Origin of the sequence: Pseudoalteromonas xiamenensis (genome assembly GCF_030994125.1) — a bacterium.
Classification (GTDB): domain Bacteria; phylum Pseudomonadota; class Gammaproteobacteria; order Enterobacterales; family Alteromonadaceae; genus Pseudoalteromonas; species Pseudoalteromonas xiamenensis_B.
Genome location: NZ_CP099917.1, coordinates 956,612 through 979,362, shown reverse-complemented (window position 1 = coordinate 979,362; position 22,751 = coordinate 956,612). Strand labels below are relative to the sequence as shown.

The 22,751-nt window shown below is 44.0% G+C and carries 16 protein-coding genes; 8 read left to right on the top strand and 8 right to left on the bottom strand.

The features are described from left to right. Window positions 1-54 precede the first annotated feature (54 nt). The 3 genes from NI389_RS04470 (at window position 55) to NI389_RS04460 (ending at window position 5,694) form a co-directional block, all read left to right on the top strand. The gene (locus tag NI389_RS04470) at window positions 55-2,517 is read left to right on the top strand and encodes a M1 family aminopeptidase (protein WP_308361810.1); all 2,463 of its coding nucleotides are present in this window, start codon (window positions 55-57) and stop codon (window positions 2,515-2,517) included. A 206-nt stretch (window positions 2,518-2,723) separates the two neighbouring features. Beyond that, a complete protein-coding gene (locus tag NI389_RS04465) occupies window positions 2,724-3,272 on the top strand; it encodes a cytochrome b (protein WP_308362499.1) in 549 nt (182 codons plus the stop codon). A gap of 190 nt (window positions 3,273-3,462) precedes the next feature. Then, complete coding sequence (locus NI389_RS04460) at window positions 3,463-5,694, top strand: tetratricopeptide repeat protein (RefSeq protein ID WP_308361808.1); 2,232 nt, start codon at window positions 3,463-3,465, stop codon at window positions 5,692-5,694. Between the two features lie 3 nt (window positions 5,695-5,697). On the opposite strand, the gene NI389_RS04455 is transcribed toward NI389_RS04460, so the two are convergent. Together NI389_RS04455 and NI389_RS04450 are read right to left on the bottom strand one after the other, a co-directional pair. Then, window positions 5,698-6,225: a hypothetical protein gene (locus tag NI389_RS04455; protein ID WP_308361806.1), complete on the bottom strand. Its 528-nt coding sequence runs from the start codon at window positions 6,223-6,225 to the stop codon at window positions 5,698-5,700. A 224-nt stretch (window positions 6,226-6,449) separates the two neighbouring features. Continuing rightward, a complete protein-coding gene (locus tag NI389_RS04450; RefSeq protein ID WP_308361804.1) occupies window positions 6,450-7,247 on the bottom strand; it encodes a cytochrome-c peroxidase in 798 nt (265 codons plus the stop codon). A 258-nt stretch (window positions 7,248-7,505) separates the two neighbouring features. On the opposite strand from NI389_RS04450, the gene NI389_RS04445 reads away from it, so the two are divergent. From NI389_RS04445 to NI389_RS04435, 3 genes are all read left to right on the top strand, one after another. Beyond that, window positions 7,506-10,835 (top strand): MHYT domain-containing protein, encoded by a 3,330-nt coding sequence (locus tag NI389_RS04445; RefSeq protein ID WP_308361803.1) that lies wholly within the window; start codon window positions 7,506-7,508, stop codon window positions 10,833-10,835. Further along, entirely contained in the window at window positions 10,835-11,818 is a 984-nt protein-coding gene (locus NI389_RS04440) for a two-component system response regulator (RefSeq protein WP_308362497.1), read from the top strand. Before NI389_RS04445 ends, NI389_RS04440 begins: the two co-directional genes overlap by 1 nt. Before the next feature lie 97 nt (window positions 11,819-11,915). Next, window positions 11,916-12,578, top strand: a complete 663-nt coding sequence (locus tag NI389_RS04435) for a hypothetical protein (protein WP_308361801.1) — start codon at window positions 11,916-11,918, stop codon at window positions 12,576-12,578. A gap of 23 nt (window positions 12,579-12,601) precedes the next feature. Here NI389_RS04435 and NI389_RS04430 read toward each other — a convergent pair whose 3' ends face one another. The 3 genes from NI389_RS04430 to NI389_RS04420 form a co-directional block, all read right to left on the bottom strand. Continuing rightward, window positions 12,602-13,639, bottom strand: a complete 1,038-nt coding sequence (locus NI389_RS04430) for an NAD(P)H-dependent flavin oxidoreductase (protein WP_308361799.1) — start codon at window positions 13,637-13,639, stop codon at window positions 12,602-12,604. A 103-nt stretch (window positions 13,640-13,742) separates the two neighbouring features. Then, entirely contained in the window at window positions 13,743-14,192 is a 450-nt protein-coding gene (locus tag NI389_RS04425; protein WP_308361797.1) for a nuclear transport factor 2 family protein, read from the bottom strand. Between the two features lie 138 nt (window positions 14,193-14,330). Continuing rightward, window positions 14,331-15,833 (bottom strand): serine hydrolase domain-containing protein, encoded by a 1,503-nt coding sequence (locus tag NI389_RS04420; protein WP_308361795.1) that lies wholly within the window; start codon window positions 15,831-15,833, stop codon window positions 14,331-14,333. Between the two features lie 167 nt (window positions 15,834-16,000). On the opposite strand from NI389_RS04420, the gene NI389_RS04415 reads away from it, so the two are divergent. Further along, complete coding sequence (locus tag NI389_RS04415) at window positions 16,001-16,477, top strand: winged helix-turn-helix domain-containing protein (RefSeq protein WP_308361793.1); 477 nt, start codon at window positions 16,001-16,003, stop codon at window positions 16,475-16,477. A 14-nt stretch (window positions 16,478-16,491) separates the two neighbouring features. Next, window positions 16,492-18,105, top strand: a complete 1,614-nt coding sequence (locus NI389_RS04410; protein ID WP_308361792.1) for a TolB family protein — start codon at window positions 16,492-16,494, stop codon at window positions 18,103-18,105. Window positions 18,106-18,223: 118 nt separating this feature from the next. On the opposite strand, the gene NI389_RS04405 is transcribed toward NI389_RS04410, so the two are convergent. The 3 genes from NI389_RS04405 to NI389_RS04395 form a co-directional block, all read right to left on the bottom strand. Further along, window positions 18,224-20,356 carry an alkaline phosphatase family protein gene (locus NI389_RS04405; protein WP_308361791.1) on the bottom strand — a complete coding sequence of 711 codons (2,133 nt, stop codon included), beginning with the start codon at window positions 20,354-20,356 and terminating at the stop codon, window positions 18,224-18,226. 136 nt (window positions 20,357-20,492) lie between these two features. Continuing rightward, the gene (locus NI389_RS04400; RefSeq protein ID WP_308361790.1) at window positions 20,493-21,218 is read right to left on the bottom strand and encodes a methyltransferase family protein; all 726 of its coding nucleotides are present in this window, start codon (window positions 21,216-21,218) and stop codon (window positions 20,493-20,495) included. 30 nt (window positions 21,219-21,248) lie between these two features. Next, window positions 21,249-22,535 (bottom strand): sterol desaturase family protein, encoded by a 1,287-nt coding sequence (locus NI389_RS04395; RefSeq protein WP_308361788.1) that lies wholly within the window; start codon window positions 22,533-22,535, stop codon window positions 21,249-21,251. Window positions 22,536-22,751 lie beyond the last annotated feature (216 nt).

Here is a 22,751-nt window from a genome sequence, read left to right as displayed (position 1 = left end):
AAACATTTCTTGACGAGCAATCTTCCCTGTTTGATGGCTTTTTTCGCGCTTTGTATGGCCAGTTTAGTATCGGCAGCAGACTATCGAATAAGCCCTAATCAAGTTCTGCAAAGACAAGATGTGTACCTTCAGCTTGACCCAAGAGAAGAAGGTTATTCTGGTGAGACAACATTGTATTTATCGTTTATTAAAGAGACTTCTGAAGTCGCGTTTCACAGTAAAGATTTGCAACTTGAATCGGTGACACTCGTACAAAATGAGCAATCGACATCCTTAGCTCTGACTCAAGCAGACGCGTTTGATGTTGTTAGACAAAAGTTGGTCAGCCCCGTATCGGGCAGTGCTAAGTTGATTGTCCATTTTAAAGGGCAGTTTTCCAATTCGGTCGAGGGATTGTTCGTACAACGAACGGAAGGTAAAAAGCCATTTATCTTCTCGCAGTTTCAAAAAATGCTTGCAAGACGTGCGTTTCCAACGGTGGATGATCCAAGTTTTAAAACACACTTTGCCTTCACGTTAGACATTCCAAAGCAATACCAAGCGCTTCATAATACGGTTTCCGTAAAAGAAGAAATTAAAGGCGAACGCAAAGTCGTTCACTTTAAACCGACACCAAAACTGAACACCGATGTACTTGCGGTTGCGGTAGGCGAGTTTAAATTCACCGAATTTAATGAAACGCAATTGAAATCCCGTGTATTTAGTCCTGTTGATAGAGATGTCTCGGTACCTGTGGTTTTTACGGATGTACTCAACCGCACCGTTGCAGGTATCGAAGGTTACCTAAAAAGCCCATTTCCATTTGAGAAACTGGATTTCTTTGTGGCGCCAATAGAGACCCTCTCGGGTATGGAAAATGTTGGATTGGTTGCGCTTAATCCCAATCAGTTTCCCGATGATGACGATGGTCAAAGTCACTGTGAATTTACTAAGTTGGTTGCGCACGAAGTAGCGCATATGTGGTTTGGTAACTCAGTGACAATCGGTTGGTATGACGATTTTTGGTTGAATGAGACATTTGCTGAGTTTATGGCCGTGAAAATCGTTCGACGTCATTTCCCTGAATTTGCATCTTGTACTTACGGCAGAAAATCAAGGCTTTACCATTTTGATACAAATTCAGTAGCGCCAATGCGGGCTAAGATGCAAAAGCTTGGTGACAACATCCCCATGGATGATTTTCATTATGTCAAAGGTGTTGCGGTACTTAATATGGTCGAGCAGTTGATTGGCGAAGATGCCTTGTCAGGGGTGATGCAAGCCTATTTTGCAGAGAACCAATATGGCAACGCCAATACGAATTCGTTTCTCAGTAAATTGAGCGCTTTTCCTCTGGCACAGCAGCTGGTGGACAGTTTCACCTCACAGTCCAGTTACCCGTTAATCACATTAAAAAAGACGGATGGGGGATTTTTGTTAGAACAATCGGACTTTAATGGTAATTCGGATAAACAGTGGACTGTGCCTGTGTTCGTGAAAATCTGGAATGGGCAATCGATGCAGTCAAAACGATGGGTTATTTCTGGTAAATCGTTAGAAATAAAGAACATACCAAAAGGAAGTCGTCTTTGGCTCAATGAGGATGACAAAGGTTATTACCGCTTTTTCGATGCTTCAGGGCAAGATAGTCAGTTACTTGCGAAGCTCAATGAACGCGAATGGGAAGTCTATTTTGATAATGTGGATGCGCTTGCGGAGTATGGTTATATCGATTTCCAAGTGTATCTTGAACAGCAATTGAACACGATAAACACAATGCCAAAGGACAGTCGAGCGGTGTCTATTGCGTTGTCGGCATTGACCGATGCGTTTGTGTCGACCATACCTGCCGAAAAACAGGTCGAGTTTAGTGCCTACTTGAAAACAAGATTGCCACACATTGAGGATTGGTCCAAGGTCGCGGCGTTATCTACAGCGCAAAGCTGGTTGTCATTTTATGGACTCTACTTACATGACAACAGGGTGTATCAGTATGCTCAGCGCCAGTATGCTGAGTCGGATTTTTTGCACTCAGACAATCTAGAGGCAATGGTAAAGGTACTGGCATTTAATGCCAATAAGACCCAGTACCTTGCGCTTCTCGGGTTGTTTGAAAAAGCCGATGCTGAGTATAAGGATGTGCTCTTAGATTCATTAGGTTATGTGTCAAATACAGAACACGTTAACCTGTTTTACGACTTACTCTTGAGTGACGCAACGTTGGGATTTGCTATCGGTTATCGCTTCCAATACCCAGCATTTCAGCCGCGATTTAGGGCGCATGTCGCGCAATTTTTTGCAACCAACCAAGCGCGAGTTGCAACACGTTTGGCGCAGGATGAACTGCAATGGATGCCATACAACTTTATGACCGCATGTTCTGAAAAAGAACGAGATTTAGTTATTGAAGCGTTTTCGCAATGGCAGCAAATTCCGGGATTAGCAGCAAAAGAGCAAGAAATAGTTGAACGGATCCTCGCGTGTAGTGGTAATGCCCAAAAAGCATTGAACAGCATAAAGACAATTTTATCGCGTTGAATAAAATGAGCTGGTCGTACCAGATTTGTTCTAAATCAACGTTTCGAGCACTATCGCTTGAGGTTTTTTAACTAAAATGAGTTACTGGATAGTGCGGTATAAAGTTAACGAAGTCAGTCGTTTTAGCAAAGTCGATGGCGGTAGATGTTTGTGTTATGCCGCCTGAACAGAATAAAAAAATGCCAATGTGTGCTGAGGTTTGTGAAATGAATCATTCCAGTTCAACTCGTTACAACCAGTGGTCGATTATGCTCCACTGGATTATGTTTTTACTGATTGCTGCAACGTTTGCTTCAATCGAATTAAGAGTGTTATTCGACAAAGGAACACCTGAGCGTGATGCGATGAAAATGTGGCATTTTATGCTCGGGTTGTCTGTGTTTTTTCTCGTTTGGCTGCGCATCGTCGTGCGAGTTGTTACGACAGCTCCGCCGATTAGTCCTGAACCAGCTAGATGGCAGGCGTTGTTAGCGAAAATAGGGCACCTCGCCTTGTATGTGTTTATGATTGGCATGCCCTTAGCCGGTTGGTTAATTCTCAGTGGTGAAGGCAAAACTATCCCTTTCTTTGGTTTAGAACTGCCAGCGCTCATCGAGCCTAATAAGTCACTTGCGCACGATATTGAAGAAGTCCACGAAGCGGTTGGCGAATTGGGTTATTGGTTAATAGGTCTTCATGCGTTGGCCGCTATCATTCATCACCACGTGCTAAAAGACAATACGATGCTACGTATTTCACTGATTAAAAAGCAGTAATTCAAAGGCTAATTAAATAGCAATGGGTGAGGCTGTTATCTGTTTCTGCCCATTGTTTCCAGAAAGAGACGCGCGTGCGCGTTTTTGTACAAGTGAGATTGTTTTTATATTTGGACGAGGGGATAGTTCCTCGCTATGATAACCGTTTATACGTCCGAAAATCGTAGCTTAACTTTGGTTTTAAACAAGCATGCTCTCACTTAGTCCGCGGTACCTATCATCATTTAAATACCTCAGCTTACTGGCTTTGCTTCTCTTTCCTGTCTTTTTTCACGGCACGCTTTATGCGATGTCTTTGGAAGCAGGTAAAAAGCAGTTTGAAGAGTCTGAAAGTTTGCGCCAAAGTGATCCCCAAAAAGCAATTTTCCTGTTGAATCAAATCGTTCACGACGAAGAGTTAGCCGATGCCGTGGATTTGCAACTGAAGGCGCTCGAAAGTTTGGGGTTTGCCTACAACAATGAAGGACAGTATGAAGAGGCGATAGAAGCCAGTACTCGGCTTGGAGAATTAGCGTTAAAGGCGCAAAACTTTGATTTTCGCGTCACGGCGCTGCTTTTGCTAGGTTATATCTATGACGTGCAGGATAACTATAAACAAGCTGAGTATTATTATCGCGAAGGTCTAAAGCTTGCAGAAGGTGCGCAGGATGATGAACTGATATCACAAGCATACGAGCGAGTGTCTTCTGTGCAAAGGCGACAAGATAAATATACCGAAGCACTCGAGACAGCACAAAAGTCAGTGCAATCCCTAGCAGGTTCACCTAAAACAAAAACGTATATTTTTGCACTTCGTAATTTGGGCATTTTAGAAGCCCTGCTTGGCGATTATAACGGCGCAATTGATACCCTGACTCAAAGTTACGAGGCAAGTGAACAACGTGGTTTCCAGCAGGGAGTGGCCGATGCGGTGTATGAGATTGCAGAAGTTTACCGGAAAATGGGTAACACCAAATCGGCGTTGGAGTATTTTAAACTTTCACACGAGATTGATGTTCAACGCAATGTTCCTTTAGAGATAGCAAACAGTGCCTTCAAAGTGGGCAATTTATCGTTTGTCGAGAAAGATTATGAAGCCGCACAGACCTTTGCTGAAAAAGCCTATAAGTTATATGTAGAAGTAAACAATAAAGTGGGATTGGTTATTTCGCAAACATTGCTTGGCCAGTTAGCCTATCAACGTGGCGACAAAGCAAAAGCGCTCGAGCTCATAGAAGCAGCCATCGTTATCGCCAAAGAACATGATTTAAAAGCGCGGCTCATCACGACTTACATTGCTAAAATCAAAATTTCCCAACAAGAAGGTGATGTTCAAGCCGTGATTTTACTTGGTGAAGAAACATTACAACTCGCTCGGGCCTTGGAAGAACTTGAAGATCAAATGACAATTTTGAATCTATTGGCTGAGAGCTATCAACAGCAAAATCAATTCGAAAAGGCATTTAACGCATTTAAAGAAGCGACAAAAATTAAAGATTCTCTTGGCATTAAACAGCACAACTTAACGCTCGCCGCGTTGCAATCAAAAGCAGAATTTAAACGTCGTCAAACACAAATTGATCGGTTAAATATTGAAAAAGAATTGCAGGTAGCTAGGTTGAAGGAAAATGAGTTGCAACTTAGAGCATGGTGGCTTGGATCTGGGTGTGCGTTGCTAATTGTTGTTTTGGTGGGTTACCGCCTGTATCAAAATCGAAAAATTGCGGCTGAACGCGCTCAAATGCTCGAAGACGTTGTACACAAGAAAAATCAAATGCTGGCCGATGTTTCACATGAAGTTCGTACTCCTCTAACCGCATTATATCTGCAGATTGAAGCGTTGCAGCATAACATCATCGAGGATGTTGAAGGGTCATACGAAGTCATAAATCGAAAGCTGGCCGACATTAATCACCTGATTTCCGATATCCATCAACTTGCGTTGGTTGATACTGCCAGCCTAGTGATAAATCTGCATGAACACGATTTTGTTCAAGTTATTCAACTGTGGGAAAGAGAATACAAGCAGCTTGCGCTTGTAAAAGGGTTTAAATGGAATGCAACGTTAGACCTCCCTCAAAAACTGGTTGTAAATTGGGATATTGACCGAGTGAAACAAGTTTTAACGAATTTGTTTGCTAATAGTGTGAATTACACTGATTTGCCCGGCATGGTCTCTTTTCACGTTACACTTCAGGATAAACAGGTCTTAATGGTGATTGAAGATTCTTCGCCAACCGTGGATAAAGAACACCTCAGTGAAATGTTCGAACGACTTTTCAGAACAGAAGCTTCTAAGCAGCGCAGAGTGAGTGGCTCAGGTTTAGGGTTGGCAATCAGCAAAGGGCTTGTTAGTGCCCATCACGGTTCAATTTGGGCTGAGCAAAGTGCGTTAGGTGGGATTAAAATGCAAATTATGTTGCCCATTAACCCCACTGTTTAAAAATTATAAAGGCGATTCCTGAAACTCGGCAATCAGCAAGGTGTTGTCAGCATCCATCGTTGGCGCAGGAACCCATTTAAGTAAGCAGTCCTTGTCTTTAGCGCAAGGATCGGTTTGTGCTTTCAAAAATGCAACCAGTTGAGTTATTTGTTCGGTACTAAAATCTATCGTTGTGAGCCGTGAACGTCCTGCGTCCATGTTCATTTTTAATACATCGAGTGCTTGGCTAGTGTTGGTTACCCAATGCGTAGTCTGAATGCCAGGCTGTGCGTCTGAAGGATCATAGTTTGCAATTGAAACTTCGGGATTGAGGTGGTGTTCAACAACCGCTTCGAGCGTCGCAAATGCGCCGTCATGCCCATAAGGAGCGGTGACCTCAATGTTGGTTAAATGAGGTGTTCTAAACGCGAACTTATCAGCCTCAATGTTTGTTTCACGGAAACGCCCGAAATCATTGCTTCCATCTTCACCATCACCTTTTCCTCGTCCAATTTGTGGCATGGCAATAACGTGAAATTGTTCATCTGTCATAAAGTCGCCTGAGTGACAAGCAACACAATCAAAACCACCTTGGGGTTTGGTTGAATAAAAAAGCTTAGCCCCTTTTAATTGCTCGTCTGTAAGCGCACTCCTATCGCCTTGAATAAATTGACTCCAAGGCGAGTTGACGAGTACTTGGGAGCGTTGATACTCGCCAAGGGCAAAAGCAACGTTATCAAAACTTAGAATGTTGTCTTGAATGACTTGGTCTGTTGTTAGATTGAATGCCGTTGCAAAACGAGTAGCCCATTCGTTTTTGGATAGTTCATTTGTTTCGCCACGTAATCGACTGTTTCGCCACGTAATCGACGTTGCAGCGCATCACGAAGAACTTGGTTTGATTGTCCGGCAGCTAGATTGAACCCTCTCATTTCTTCTTTCGAGGTTACGGGAAACCGAGCTTGTGCTGCAGTTAAATTTGTCCCAGCGAAATTATCTGCGGTTGCGAATGGGCTGTCTGGCGTTCGTAGAGGTTCATTGAGACCATTAAGTGCACCCGAGTCGGAGAGTGTTTGTACTCTGCCGTCGTGAAATAACGCTTGATTGTAAAAGGCAATATTGAATGTGGAAGGTGCGTTTCTTGGTACGGTGGGCCCTCCATCTGCGTGAACAGCTCCAGCATCATGTAAACGACCAGGACCGAGCACGTTGGGCTGAATGGCGGCTACTCCGATGGACAGAGGTAATGCATCTCCACCGCCTAAAAATGGATGGTGACAACTTGCGCACGCAGTATCCATGTCACCACTTAGGGATTTGGAAAAAAATAGCTGCATACCTAACTGAGCGATGGGCGATTCAATCGTTGGAAGCTGCTTTGCTTCGTCGTTCAGCCCGTTTAACTGATGTTGTTTTACCAGTTCTTGTACATCGGTCACGAGTTTTTGGTGTGCTTCCTCGTCGAGATTTTTTTCTATGTAATGAACGTTGACATCATTGTCACCGCAGCCTGAAAGAGCGGGTAGTACGAAGAAGAACACACCTATGAACATGACGTAATGACTTAGTTTCATTTTGCTTCCTTTGGATTATTGAGCTGTTCATGAGTGTTTTTTGTCATTCACTCATTAAAATTGATGAAGAAAAAATAATCCAAGAATCCCGATAGCGCAAAACGCGCTTTCTTTGTTGCTTACGCATTTTGAGCATGAGTTTTGATTAAAGTCGGTTTGGTCCTGATAGGAGGTCAGGCAATCGATTCACAGCTTTTGAGTCGCGAAAACGAGTCGCAGGTGTTAAAGTGCAAATACCAACAATAATGTAGCGCTCTTATGCTGGATTGGATCACCTCGCAATTTACCATTCCTTCTGACAGTATTTTAATTTTCGGAAATTACCATTCCGGCCTCGTCATCCTCTCCGTGTTTATTGCCATATTTGCCTCGTTTATGGCATTGCAAGTGAACTCTCAAGCTCAAAAAACATCGTCTAACCGCCGTCAGTCAATGATGCGATTGGTCGGTAGTTTTGCGTTAGGCGGCGGTATTTGGTCGATGCACTTTATCGGTATGTTGGCTTTTTCGCTTTGCACTCCGATACGCTATGGTTGGATATTAACGCTGCTTTCTATGTTACCGGGGATATGTGCGTCGTGGGTGGTGCTTAACTTTATCCAAAATCAAACAAAGCGCTTAATGCCATTGTTGGTGGGCGGTGTTTTGATGGGGGCGGGAATAGGGACGATGCATTATGCCGGGATGGCTGCGATGGATATGGCTCCGCTTTTACGCTATGACCTTTGGATGTTTTTGTTGTCAATCGTGGTTGCCGTGTGTTTGTCAATTTTATCGCTATGGGTCCGGTCATTTTTCATCAAATTGTGGGGTAAATCGGATAACCAATGGTTAGCCAATTTGGTGGCGAGTGTGGTGATGGGGACCGCAATTGCGGGGATGCATTATACCGGAATGGCCGCCGCTCGATTTGTGAAACCACCCGGTTTGGAGCTTGGGGAGCAAACCGCGGAAATTTCGTATTATTTGGCGTTTGCGGTTTCCAGCGTGACCATTGTTCTTATCAGTTTAGTGCTTGGCGTAAATTTGATTTACCGATACAAAGATATTTCTAAACGCGCCTCTGAAAGCGAACGGCGCGTTAGAGCCATGATGGAAACGGCGGTTGACGGTATCGTGACCATTGATAGTAAGGGAATAATCAAAAGCACGAACCAAGCCGTCGAGCGTTTGCTGGGTTGGAAAGAACAAGAACTACTTGGTAAAAACGTCAGTTTGCTGATGCCTGCGCCTTACAAGGTCGAGCATGACGGTTATCTAGGGCGGTATTTAGAAACGGGAGAAGCACGTATTATTGGTAAAGGACGTGAAGTGGATGCCTTACACCGAAATGGAGAGAAAGTGTCTATTCGGTTGGCGATAGGGCATGTCAAACTGGCGAATGATGACTTTTTTGTCGCATTCATTTCAGACATCCGTCAGCGCATATCAATGGAGCGTGCGCTTCGAGAAAATGAAGAAAAGCTTCGTTCATTGATAACCAATATCCCGGGTATTGCGTATCGTTGCGTCAATGATGAAGCATGGTCAATGATTTTCATCAGTGATGCCGTTGAAGCCATCACCGGATACCCAGCACAGGATTTTTTGCTTCCCAATCCTAAGCGCACGTTCGCAAGTCTTTTCCATCCAGATGATAAAGCTAGGATTTATCAAGAGGTCAAAGATAAAACCCAGTTCACATTGGAATATCGCATCATTCGACGAGACGGCGAAGTGCGATGGGTTCTTGAGCATGGTAATTGGGTCACCGATGACACTTCGGGTGATGAGTGGTTAGATGGTTTCATTATGGATATTACCGAGCGTCGAGAAATGGAACTGGCACTGCGTGAAGCAAAGGAACATGCTGAACAAGCTGCTTCAGCACGCGCCGCATTTTTGGCAAACATGAGCCATGAGATCCGCACACCCATGAACGCCATCATCGGGTTTAGCGATATTCTGCTTGAAGCGAGTATGGGCAGTGAACACCAACGCCACTTGAAAACCATTAATCAATCGGCAAAGTCATTACTGCATTTGCTCAATGATGTGTTGGATAGTGCCAAACTCGACAAAGGCAAATTAGAACTCGAAACAAGAGATTTCTCTCTTGTTGAAGAAGTCGATGCGGTGGTTTCAACATTGTGGCTACAGGCGCATCAAAAGGGGTTGAAGTTAAGAGTTGATGTGTCGCCAACACTCAAAAATAGTTATGTCGGTTCACCTGAACGTATTCGTCAGGTACTCACCAATCTTTTGAGCAATGCCATTAAATTTACAGAACGTGGGCAAGTCGTACTCAGCGTAAAACCAATGGCGGACGGACGAACGATTTTCTTAGTTGAAGACACTGGAATCGGCATGAGCGTGGAGCAAGTTGAGAAAGTTTTTGACCCATTTACACAAGCTGATGCGTCGATGAGTCGCCGATTTGGTGGTACAGGTCTTGGGACTACCATCAGTAAGCAATTGGTGGAACTCATGGGGGGCGAAATCAGTGTTGAAAGTAAATTGAATATTGGGAGTTGCTTCCGTGTCGTGTTACCGCTTGAGCAAAGTGAATCGTTTAAGATTGAAACCAAGACTCAGCCTATTGATTTGCCTCCCATGACAATACTCGTTGTCGATGACATTCAGCAAAACATTGAGTTGCTCACGATGCTTTTGAGCCGCAATGGGCATCAAGTTGTTACGGCTCGTGATGGGCAGCAAGCGCTGATCCGAATGGAAAGTGACACCAGTATTGATGTAGTTTTGATGGACGTACAAATGCCCGTGCTTGATGGTCTTAGTGCATCGAAGGCGCGTAGAAAACTTGAACACGAACAAAACATTAAACGCGTTCCAATTATCGCACTGACGGCAAGTGTGTTAGAGGATGACCGCTCAGCTGCTTTAGAGGCTGGTATGGATGGTTTTGCCAATAAACCGGTCGATTTCTCCGTGTTGTGTGCTGAAATTGCCCGTGTACTTGGGCTTGAAGTGACACGGCAAAATGAACCTACGACGAGTACAACGACTATCAAAGTAATTGATGAGCAAAAAGGGGCGTTGCTGTGGGGGAGTGTCGACGCTTACTATGCGCAGTTAAATCTATTTATCAAACATCATTTCGATCGTTTCGTGGCGTTAAGACAAGCGTGTGAACGAGGCGAAGTAGATGAAGTAAGACGTTTGACGCACACGCTCAAAGGCGTATCGGGTAATCTTTCGCTTCGCTCGCTCATGATGTCCTTGGAAACGCTTGAAAACGATTTACAGCACAGCCCTGAAACTTGCAAGGCGCAAATAGCCTTGATTTTTGACGCTGCTCAGAAAGTGAGGGAACGAGTGGAATCTCGCGCCAGTGAAACGTCACCTCGATCCGCAGAAGAAACTAGTCACCAAGCACTTTTATCGATACTGACGAACCTTCAAAGTGTGGTCAAACGCCATGAATTCGACGAGAAATTGATAGAAACACTCACGCGGTCAGCGACACCGTTTACACCGGAGATTAACGTCATTATCGATAGAGTAAATGACTTCGAATTTGAAGACGCAGAGCAAAAGTTGGATGAATTGGTTAAGACCATTAAAGCGCTGATTGAGGATAAAGAATGATGTTGAGTGTGAAGCCTCAAATATTGGTCGTGGATGATGAGCCAGCCAATCTGCGTGTTTTAAAACAAATATTGCAAGATGATTATCGGCTCAGCTTTGCCAAAAGCGGTGAAGAAGCATTGCGTTTGGTAAACAATAGTAAGCCCGATCTTATTCTGTTGGACATCATGATGCCGGACATGACGGGGTTGGAAGTGTGCAAAGCCTTAAAGTCAACGCTACCAACACAAACAATCCCAGTCATTTTCGTCACGGCATTAAATGAAGAATCTGATGAGGCACAAGGCTTGGAGCTGGGCGCGGTGGATTACATCACCAAACCAGTGTCCGCGGCGATTGTGCGTGCTCGAGTCAAGACACACTTGTCTCTGGTGCAGGCCGATACCTTGAAAGAAACGCGTTTGCAAATCATTCAAAGGTTGGGTCGAGCTGCAGAATATAAAGACAATGAAACAGGCATGCACGTCATGCGGATGAGTTATTACTCACAGGCACTTGCTCGGGCATACGGTTTATGCGAAACGCACGCTGAATTGCTTCTTCACGCAGCGCCTATGCATGATATTGGAAAAATTGGGATCCCAGATAACATCCTGTTGAAACCGGGTAAGCTAACGGATGAAGAATTTGAAATCATGAAATCCCATCCGCAAATAGGGGCTGATATTCTTGGTGAAGACGATTCAGATATCTTGAAAATGGCTAAAACGGTTGCATTAACACATCATGAAAAATGGGATGGCAGTGGCTATCCGAATGGTCTCGCTGGCGATGCTATCCCCATTGAAGGACGAATCGTGGCGCTTGCCGATGTATTTGATGCGCTAACGAGTGAACGCCCCTACAAAAAGGCCTGGACAATTGACGAAGCACTGACTTTTATTCGTGATCAGAGCGGTCGCCATTTTGACCCGAAATTAGTCGTGTTGTTTGACAAGGTGTTGGCTGAAATTTTGGAAATAAAAGGGCGCTTTGTGGACTAGCGTGTTCAATTTGCCACTGAGAGAAATTATTCATCTGTGGCTGCTAAAGTCCGCCAGTTGACTATAATAGCTACATTATCAATCTGTTGGGTCTAATATGAAATACCTTTTTATTTTGTTTACACTGTTGATTGGACAGGCGTTTGCGGCTGAGAAAAAGCCTGAGCCACCTCCGCTAAACCCCGTGTGGGAAGGTGAGCATAAAATGGTGCTGGTCAACCAAGCGTCCAAAGTCTTTGCCGTGTCAATGCCCACCTATGAGAAACCCAGCGATGTTCAAATCGTTTACAAAATCGAAAACAAAGACGTGGCATTTTTAAATATGGTGCGTGATTTTGATCTGGTGACGTTAAAAACGAAAAAATTCAATATTGAGAATTTGATCCGTGGCAATGAAGTGACGGTTAACGTGGATGTTTACGCTGGTGATTTGGACAATGGTGGTGAATTGCTCTATGAAAACAAAAGCATAGAATTTACCGGTAAACTGTATGCAAGAGAGCTAAAAGATTTAGTGCCTGCGTCGCAATGGCAAGAGTATGACTTAATTGAAGTAAAAGAAAACGAGCATATCTATATTCATAAAATTCAGCAAAAGCCGAGCTTTAATCATCTTATCTTTGTGGACATGCGCGGCGCCTGTTTACAGAAATTCAGAACCTCTTCAAGAGTGCCATCGGAAAATGAATTAACCGTAAAATTCACCCATTGTGGTGGATTAAAACCGTTGTTTTACGATGCAGAACGTTACCAAGAATAGGACAATTAAGCCTCGAAAGAGGCTTAATTTTTGATTTTCAGATTGAGGACATCGACAAGTTTTAAGGCGTCCTCCATCATACTGTCCATCAGTGACTGTACTGAGCGCACATCGTGTATAACACCTTGAGATTGACCTATAAATTGAACGCCATGTTCCAAATCACCATGAATGGTTGCGGCTTCTAGTTTTTCCGTCGCAGCACCAAACAAAGACAACATTTTTATTTTATCGAATTGTGCGAAAAGGCCGAGTATCAACTTCCAAAGTGGCATGTCGACCATTTTTGCGGCTTTAAACGATTTCGCTATTGCTACGAATATATTCATCGGCCTACGAGTGGCTTTTTCTGCCATCGGTGTTTTCATAACTCGTGCGTATAGGCCATCAAAGTTTTTGGAATAGATGGTGTCTTCAACCCGTTTTGCTACGACGGCATCTTTGACGTTTTGATGAACAGGGCTTTCAAGGCTTGTCGCAAAGCGCGACCCCATTGCAACGCCGTCTGCCCCCAATGCGAGTGCCGCGACAAGGCCCCGACTGTCAGCAAAACCGCCTGCGGCAATCACAGGAATGTCAACAATGTCCACAATATTTGGGACAAGACACAAAGAGGTCACATCACCACCATGGGCTGCGGCCTCATGGCCAGTGACAAGTAATGCATCGACCCCCGATTTTTGTGCCGCCAAGGCATGTTTTTCAGTTACAACGGTCGCTATAACTTTACCACCGTATTTCTTAGCGCCTTCAACAAGCCAATCACCTTTACCCAGCGAGAAATTGATTACAGGCACTTCGAGTTCAAGCGCTATTTTGGCATTTTCTTTTGCACCCGGCATCATAAGTGTAACACCTACGCCAAATGGCTTGTCCGTTAGCGAGCGAATTTTCGCGATGGCATCTTTGGTTTGCGCTTTGCTAAGAGGGCCAGTTGCCAAAATACCCAAACCGCCTGCGTTTGATACCGCAGCGACGAGTTCAGGTACGGAGATCCAACTCATACCAGGTAAGATAATCGGCTTTTCAATGCCAAAAAGTTCAGTGATGCGTGTTTTCATTTTTGTTAATCAACTGGTCAGATGTCTTGAGAGCATACCTTGAAACTGAACAATTAAAAAGCCATTCGTAACAGTCAATGTAGTTTAGCCAAGATCGGTTTGACTAACGCTTGAACGTAACTCGTTTGATAAGTCCATCTTCTATCTCGTAGGTGGCAATTAGCTCAACGCGACGGGTGACTTCTTGAGAGGGGTGTGTTGATGATTCCGCTCGTTCAAGGTCAACTAAGTAATTACCTTTGACGATGCGTTGTACTGAGGTTGCTCTTAGCATGGTCAGTGCGGTAAATGTCTGCTTATAGCGTTCAATGAGTGCGGTTTTGCCTTTTAATAGTAGCTGATTAGGATAGACGTAAATTTCTGCATCATCATGATAGGTAGCCGCAAAGGCATCGATATCGCGCGCATTGTACGCTGCAATTTGTTTATCAACGAGATGAATAGTTTGTTGTTCTGTGAGGTCATTTTCCTTATTTTCGGTCGTCTTAGGGTTTGCAGATACCATGTTCATAAACAAGGCCGCAAAAAGGCTGGCGGAATAACGGACTAACACAGTAGCGCTCCAAAATTTTGTAAATAGATTGTTTGTTATTTTATCGGCGTTTGCCTTTTGTAATAGCCGAATGTTCTTAATTACACGCGTGCTGAGTTTGTTTGGTGTATACAAACCCAGCACGAATACACGAGTGACTTACTGCACGTGCCGCATAAGCTCATTCACGTAGGTGATAACTGGGGTTGTCACCATATCCTGATTTCCGAGTACAACGACGGTTATCCCTTTATCCAAATAAACACGAAGATCGGCACCGACGCCAATAAATGCACCGTTATGACCAATCACTTTGCCACTATCGCTATGATGTACACTAAAGCCAAACCCATAATGGTCGGAATGAAATTCAGGTTTAGCGGAAAACGCGAGACGGGTGTATTTTTTGGTTAACAAGTGATTATGGGTTAACGCTTTTGAAAAGGCGTATAAGTCTGCAACGTTCGAGTAACCCCCACCTGCGGAATTTCCTTTAATGCCGTGAATAAACCAATTAGTTTGCATAGACTTGAGCTCGTTTGAATAAAAGTAACCCATTGCTATATTGGGTGTGACGCCATCGATATCAAAGTTACCTGTTTGTGTCATACCTGCCTTCGTAAAGACATGTTGTTTTAAGTAATCATCATAAGGTTGCTTGGATACCGCTTCTATGATGAGACCGAGCAAAATAAACCCTTCACTGCTATAGCGAAATTGTTCCCCTGGTTTACTCACAATAGGAATATAGCGCAGATACGGTAGGTAATCGTTTAGGTTTCGTAAATCGTTTGGGTGGGTTTTCGGGTAATTTGGGTAGCCTAATCCCGCAGTGTGAGATAAAAGATGAGCAATGGTAATCGCACTAAAATCACCATTACCTAGTAGTGTGTGGTCAATGTAGTTCGTTATTGGATCTTGAAGGGATAGTTTTCCCGCTTCAGCCAATTGCAATACGCTAACGGCGGTAAACATTTTATTCAAAGACGCAATGTTAAAGCGTGTGTCGACGTTATTTTTAATTTGAAATCGTTGTTCAGCGTAACCATGTGCACTTTGGTACAAAATGGTGTCGTTATCTGCCAACAATACGGCGCCTGAGAACGCGTTGTTTTTGATCATAAAATCAACATACTCCGCCAGTTTGGTTGCCAATTCTTGTTTTGTCAGTGAGTGGAGTGTGCTGTCGATGACAGGCTTGTCCGCCGTTATAGAAATACCAGATACTTTCCAAGGTAGGCTACTATCATCGGATGACGCTAATTGGACTTGAGTGAGCGTAATTGTCAGGGTGTAGATAATACGAGTGCTTTGTGAAAGTATTTTAGCTGTTACGCGATTACGTTTTTCATCAAAGGGTAACGCTTCATGCAAACTAAAGGTCTTGTGGTAGTGTTTTATTGCACTTAACCACCCAATATAGCGTTCACGCCCTTCGCCATTCCAACGCTCCAATGCGTCTTTATGAAAATAAGTGTCTACGTAATCACTTACAGCCTGATCACGTTGATTTTGTAACATAGTGATGGTGCTGTCTAATAGTGTGTGTGGATCCAATCCCGCATTGGCATTGGATAGTGCTGATTTGCTTGTTACTATCGATAGCACAGCAAAACCGAAGTAGATTAAGAAATGTCTGATGTTAGAAGGAAAATGAAGCATTGCGAAATACCTTTCTATTATTGTTAACGATTGGAAAATCCAACAACAACCCAATTGCAGGTAGTGTTCGAATCGAGTGTGCAAGCACCCTAAACAGATAGCGATAGATAAAGCGTTATGCTTTTGTTCTGAAAACATTAAGATAAATAAAAAGTAAGGAATACAGGATGTTGGATTGCTTTGAAAGTGAGCCAAAAGCACACGCTAACAATCAACAAGTAAACTTACGTGATGGTTTTTGGTTGAATAATGTGCAGGTTTCACCTGCCACAGGTGAACTCATTTGTCATGGTAGACAAACGCGCTTAGAACCTAAGGTGATGGATGTACTGGTATTGCTCGCGCATCATGAAGGGCAAGTAGTGCGTGCGGAAACCATTTTTGAACAGGTTTGGCCACGTGCTATTTTTAATCCAGTATCTATTCGACGAGCGATAAACCAGATAAGAAATGCACTGGGAGACCTTGAGAAGGACGTACTAAAAACGTACCCAAAACGTGGTTATGCGTTGCATGGCGTGATAAAGACGATCGCGGTTTCACATCAGCGTCCACAGGGGGCTCGCTTAATGAACAAGTTATTCTTAATCGAACACCCGCGTATTTGCTCTATTCACTCGCGGTATTACTATTGTGCGGGGTAGTTGGGATACTTTTTATGGCGACGACGTCATCCTCGCCTAAAATGCCACATGTCAGCAACCTTCGACCTATTTCAGCGACGCTAGAAGATGAATCATTCAGCTTATTTACACCAGACAGTAACGCGATAATTTATCTGAGGGAACCGGAGAACGACAAGCTTGGAACACAAGTTTGGCTATCCTCGCTTGATAGAACAATCTCAAAATTGATTTGGCAGAGTGACGAGCACATTCGCTATGCAGCTTGGGTTCGTCCTTCGCTTTCGGGGTACAAACATCAACTGTTGTTTGTGTCACAGCAGGGCAATGAACTGGTGTTTGAAAGCCTACTGATGGATAGTCACTATCAAAAGCACGCTGTGCAACGTCATTTCACATTCGACGGAACATTGGGCATTGGCAATGTTGTGGTTATTAATGATTCAGTGGTCTTTTTATCGAAAGAGACCGGCGTATCAGCGCTTTATCGTGGTAACTTACGCACGGGGTTCGTCGATAAAATCTATGAGCCGACGAATGTCTTTCTCCCTTACCGCGTCGCTAATGCCGAGGGATCATCAACCGTGGCTATGGTGGGGTTTGATGAACAACATCGGTCACAGATCTGGTTGTTAGATGTGCAAAGCAAGCAGGTAACTACAATCGCCACATTGGATGAAAATTGGTATTTTGTTACCTATTCTGAGGCGACAAAGGGCTATTTGCTGAGTGACGGTAAGCGATTACGCTACTTGGATAACCACAATGAGCTCTCTGATATCGACTTTGAGAACTACGAGTTTTTGCATTTCCCAACCATGTCGACAAATGGTCAACACCTGAGTTTTACGTTAAAGAAAATAAACGGCAATGTGTTTGTGAGGCGATTCGATGAGGCGCATGCAAGGCCGTTAACTCAGTCTAATCGTCATAGTTGGCTGGCTAGTTTTTCCCCATCAGGCCGTCATGTGGCGTTCAATTCCAATCGAAATGGTTTCTCTCAAGTGTTTGTAAAGGAGATTGAAAGCGGTGCAGAGAGACTTATTTACGCCAATCCAACCCAGCAATTAGCGCTCTCGCAACCCGTGTGGAATGAGGATGGCAGTATGTTGGCGTTTGCGCGCAATGAACGATTGGTGATGGTTCGATGGCAAAGTGACACGCCAGCTATACAATATTTCGATGACGTCGTTGGTGTTCCACGTTATTGGTCGAGCGAAGACAACACGTTGGTGTTTAGCCGAAAAGGTGTACAAGGCCAACAGTGGTTTGAGTGGTCGGTTTCTAACCACACAGAACAAGTTTTGTATGAGGGAAAGGGAGAACTCACAGGTGTTGACGGGAGGCATTGGCTGATTCTACCAAATCAAGTTCAGACTCTTGAGGGAGATGTTTTGTTTAAGGCTGCTCAAACAGCCAGTATTGTTGCGCACCGAACTAAGGGTAGAGAGCTGTGGTTTATTGTGAGTGACAGGAGCTCACAGCAGTCTGAACATTGGCATGTTAATGCTAAGCGCCAGTTCCAACTACTTGATAGGTTCCAAACGCCAAAGGGAGATATATCCGATTTTAACGATCAACAATTGCTGTTTTCAGATTTTCATTCTGATAGAGACATTGTGACACTCGAGTTGGCGTGGAAAGAATAGCCCTGATGATTGTGCGTTGAGTATTACCGTGTTCGAACAGCACAAGCTAAAATAAAATAGGTTGAACACTCCGAATTTAACGGGCCGGGTGTTCAACCTATGTAAGCACTGTATTTAATTATTTATCTAATAATGTGAAACGGAATGTGTCGCGATTTGGATTGCAATCCCATTTAGCGTTGCGTTCGTGGCCAAGCAACGTATTGTCCCATTCAAAACCACACTCTTGGCCGTAAGCTTTTGTTGAAATTGTCGTTGCATTTGCATCTGCGACGAAGCGTACGGTCAGGTAATCCCCTTGCGTATTTTGGTCAAATTTGGCGTTGCGTTCATTCGATAGTTTGTTAGCATCCCACTCTAATGCACCTTTACCGCCAGTAGCGACAAGATAGCCTGACACCAATTTTTCAGAGCCATTCACAGTCACTTTATCAACCACCAGTTCCATCGGATCGGCTCGGCCTTCACAATCAAATTTTGCGTTACGTTCACTGCCCGTGAGCGTTGCGTCCCATTCGAGTCCACACGTATCGCCTTTTACTACAGCTGTTATCTGAACGGGCATTCGACTGCCAACAACGAAGTCAGACGCGCTCGACAAATGGTTTGTGGGTGTATTTCCAAGTAGGGTATTTAATTCAACCCCAGCCCCTTGATTGTAAATCTGGCGAACTTCATCCAGTGTTAATGCTCGGCGCCAAATTGCAAGATCATCAAGGTCAGCCTTAAGGTTATACGAATAGCTACCCGTGCCGTCTTGACCAATGTTCCAGTTCAGTGAAGACGTAATGTCGCCAACGTTTTGGATCCCCTCTGACACGACAAACAGTTTGCCATTCGGGCTTCCTGCATACAGGGTCGCTGCGCCATCGCGATCAAATGTCGCTACTAACAACCACCATCCATTAAACGTGTAGTCAATTGGGTCGATGTCTTTACGGTCACTATGATCAGATGCAATGTTGATCCCAAAGTCGTCTCCATTGCCTTCATTCGCCAGTAATAGCACGCCTTGATTACCACCACTTTGCCAATTTTTGTTACCTAGAATAACCGGATCGCCAGTTTGGTCTCCTGATACGCGATACCACGTCATTAACGTAAAATCAGAAGACGTATTGAAATCGAGGCTAGTTGGGTTGCCAAATGTCAGGAATTCCTTCTGACCATTGATAGCAACGTAACGGCCGAATTTACCACCGTATTGAATTTCTGGGCTACCACCACCAACTTGCGCGTGTAGGGCGTTACCAGAGCTGTCTTGATAATTCCCTTCAAATGATAGGTAAGTGGTTAAGTCTTCCAATATATTTTGCGGTTTTTCCGCAATGACATTTTTGCCTTGTACTGCGCCGTCCATGTGAGCGGGCGGGGTTATGCCATGATGGGCAAGCACTGTAGGCGCGGCGTCATAATTGTGTGGTGTACCTGCAAGGTAACCTTGTGCCACGTGTTTGGATGCTACAAGAAAGGGGATCGTGTAGTTATCCGCAGCGTGAATGCCATGTGATGAACCTCTACCGCCGTGATCAGAGGTAATCACAATTTGCCAATCTTCTGAGGCAAATGTAGGGCGAGTTTTAATGGCAGTGAGAATGTCACCAATTTGACGGTCGACGTCTTGAATTTCACTGACATACCCTTCGTCATCGACAGTGAAGCAGCAGCTATGTCCTGCGTGATCCACGTCATCTAAAAATAAGAACAGGGAATCAGGCGTTGTTCCTTTTGCCCAATTCGCGTCACTGTATGTGCCATTAAGAATAGCAACCGTATTGTTGACGTTTGCTTGGTCATTGGTATTTATTTTTAAGTCGGCTTCATTGGTGATTTGAAAATCAGTTGCCCACGTTGCCATAAAGACGGTGTTGGTGGTCGAATTTTGTCGTTCAAGCAACGATTGGTAATGTGGGTATTGCGCAAACCGCCCTGAACCTACGTCTGAGTTACCAGTTACGCCACTTTTACTTGAGGTAACACCTGTCATGATACCAACATGATTTGGTCCGCTATTTGGCGCGGCATCCGTCATGGTTTGAGCGTAAAACGCATAAGCGCCATGATAGCCTTGGGCCCATGTCCCTTGGATCAATGTATCGATATTAGGTGTAGCAGCATTGGTTATACCATCGCCTCGTAAGCCATCTATAGCAATGATCATTGAGTGAGTTGAGGCGAGCGCTGTACTCGACAATGCACAGAGCATGGCTCCGGCGAGTAGTTTATTTAATTGGTGAATGTTTGTTTTCATTATGACTTTCTCCTTGGTCTAGTCCAGTAAAAGCATAATGAGCAATTGTGTCAGTGATTGTGTTTTTGTATTACACAAAATTAACAAGAGAAAGAGTGGAGCGAAAAAGGGGAGGACGAACCCCCCTCAGGTGAAACTAGTAGATAAATGGAATAAATTTCTTCGTTTTAGCTGCATATTGCTTAAAGGGTTCGCCATATCGGTCTTCTAAGTAACTATCCAATGCTGGGATGTGGAAGGCGACAAAAGAGTATGCCATTGATAACGGCAGCAATAATGTCCAGAAGTTCACGGTGAACAGTGCCCAACCAGTAAACAATACGGTGTCACCAAAATAATTGATGTGCATTGAATATTTGAATAGGCCTTCGGTATAGCATTTGCCTTTGTGGCTTGCGTCTTTTTTCCACCATTTGCGCTGTAGTTCTGAGAACGTGTTGAAAAAAGATCCTACAACAAGCAGAACGACAGCAACGACGTCTAAACCGCCAAGTGGAATCACACTGTCTCTAAACGCGCCACCACCAAGTACTAAAAGACCGATTTCGAAAAAGGCCATAAAGCACAATAAGCCGAAGACTTCACTCCAGTCGATTGCGCGCTGTAATAAGTACAGTACGGTAATGGCATGGCGTAACCAGTATAGCGCAGCGCAGCCAAACAATATTTCTGCACGCGTCATATCGGCAAATTGCCACTGTTCACCAAAGAGTGAACCTAGGTAAGTAAATCCACCCGCGAAGACAAGCCAAGCACAAAAAAGTACCAGAGTTAAATGCAAACCAACGAACATAAATCGCTGAGCGGTTGCTTTACCGTATTCGCGATTCACGCCGCCTGTATTCTGTTTTACGTTTTCCATCGTTATTCCTTAAAGTATGGTGACGAAAAATTAAAGTGCATCACTTTGTTGCGATGCATCAACTGGAAAGGATTGTTGGGTCATCGGCGCTTGACGATAAACGATATAATTCACCGCCGAGATAACCATTAAACCTATCGAACAAGACGCCACGATGACGTCTTGGGTGTTTTGTGCAACCCAATATACGAAACTTGCGGCGAGTAATTGTACAATTATTTCAGGGTAGGCTCCGATTTTTTTGCCATCTAGAACAATACCGTTGTAGTGGCTCAGCCAGAAAAAGAGCAATGATAAAATCGTCGCAGGAACGGCACCAATAGTACCAAAGTTGCTCATTAAATAGGTGAATAGCACAAGCATTACACAAAAACGAATAAAGCTTGTCCATTTCGTTGTCAATGACGTTTGTGGGTCGTATGGTTTAAAGTCTCTGCATGAGATACGAGTCGTCGCGCTGTAAAACGTTTTTCTATCGGCGTTTTTGGGTAACCATCCTGGCGCGGCAAAAATAGAACAGACGACTTCCCACGGCGTACTTGAAAGCTGCATTTTCTTCCAAATGTTTTTCAAATAATAAGAGTTGATCACAAGTGGACTAAAGCTTGGATACGATTCTCTTACGCCAAATACAACGGGATCTTTGTCTAGCTCAGCTTGGAATGTGCCAAACAGCTTATCCCAAATAATGAGTACGCCCCCAAAGTTTTTATCGATGTAACGGCTATTACGTGCATGGTGAACACGGTGGTGCGAAGGCGTATTAAAGACTTTGTCGGCAACTGGGGTTTTCTTGAAATGCTCGGTATGAATACAGTAAGCCCAGACCGCTTCGATGTAGCTGACGACTAAGAACACTTCAATAGAAATGCCCATAAGTGCCATAGGAATAAAGGTCATCCACATGGTCAGTTCGGTAAAATAACTGATGCGAACGGACACACCTAGATTAAATTGCTCGCCCGTATGGTGCACGATGTGATCAGCCCAAAGTAAACCTATCATGTGATGGAAACGATGATTCCAGTAGTAGCAAAAGTCGTAGGCGATAAATGCAAATACATAGATGAGGGGGTTAGTTTGGTCGAGTTCAATGAAGCGATATTGTTCAAAAACGTGTGAGTAAATTGCCACGACACCCAGCAAGAGTATCAACGAGAACCCTAAGTTTCCAACGGCAATAGACGCATTAGTGAGCGTATCATTAAAGCGATAGTGCTTTTGACGTCGTACATAGTTAAGAATTGAAAGGACCAAAATTGGCCCGAGATAAAATGGCAGGGTATACACCATTTCGTTACTAAAATTTAAATCCATTTCTCCACCTTTTAATAAAAGGTCCACGCTAATCAGCTCCTTTGTGGACCAGGTTTTCAACGAATTGACTAAAGAGAGTAGCCGCCTGATAGCCTGAAAGTTTTGGGTTATCATTACGCGAAGAGACCTCTATCTATGTGAGATACAGATCACGTCGCGTTGCTCGGGATTCAACGGTAAATCACAAATGTGGATAAAATGTGATTTACAATAAAT